Raw genomic sequence first — 605 nt, forward strand, 5'->3', positions numbered from 1 at the left:
ACGACCTGTTCCAGCGCCTGTTCGGACATCTGGCCGTGGGCGGTGGCGATGCGCGCCTCGGGGACGATCTCACGGAGCTTCGCGGCCGCGCGGTCGATGGACTCGACGCGGTTGTGGATGTAGAAGACCTGGCCTTCGCGGAGCAGTTCGCGGCGGATGGCGGCGCCGATCTGCCGCTCCTCGTAGGGGCCGACGAAGGTGAGGACCGGGTGGCGCTCCTCGGGCGGGGTGGTGATGGTGGACATCTCGCGGATGCCGGTGACCGCCATCTCCAGAGTGCGCGGGATGGGCGTGGCGGACATGGTGAGGACGTCCACGTTGGCGCGCAGCTTCTTGAGCTGTTCCTTGTGCTCGACGCCGAAGCGCTGTTCCTCGTCGACGATGACCAGGCCCAGGTCCTTGAACTTGGTCTCGGAGGAGAACAGCCGGTGGGTGCCGATGACGATGTCCACCGAGCCCTCCTTGAGCCCTTCCAGGACGGCCTTGGCCTCGGTCTCGGTCTGGAAGCGGGACAGGGCGCGCACCTTGACCGGGAACTGGGAGTACCGCTCCGAGAACGTGCCGAAGTGCTGCTGCACCAGCAGGGTGGTGGGCACCAGGACGGC

The 605-nt window shown here is 67.4% G+C and carries 1 protein-coding gene; it reads right to left on the reverse strand.

What is annotated here, in order from left to right; all coding sequences use genetic code 11:
* The coding region (locus tag CCN33_RS25880) for a DEAD/DEAH box helicase (RefSeq protein ID WP_140394676.1) at positions 1 to 605 on the reverse strand (605 nt) is incomplete at both ends.

Origin of the sequence: Streptomyces recifensis (assembly GCF_002154615.1) — a bacterium.
GTDB lineage: Bacteria > Actinomycetota > Actinomycetes > Streptomycetales > Streptomycetaceae > Streptomyces > Streptomyces griseoluteus.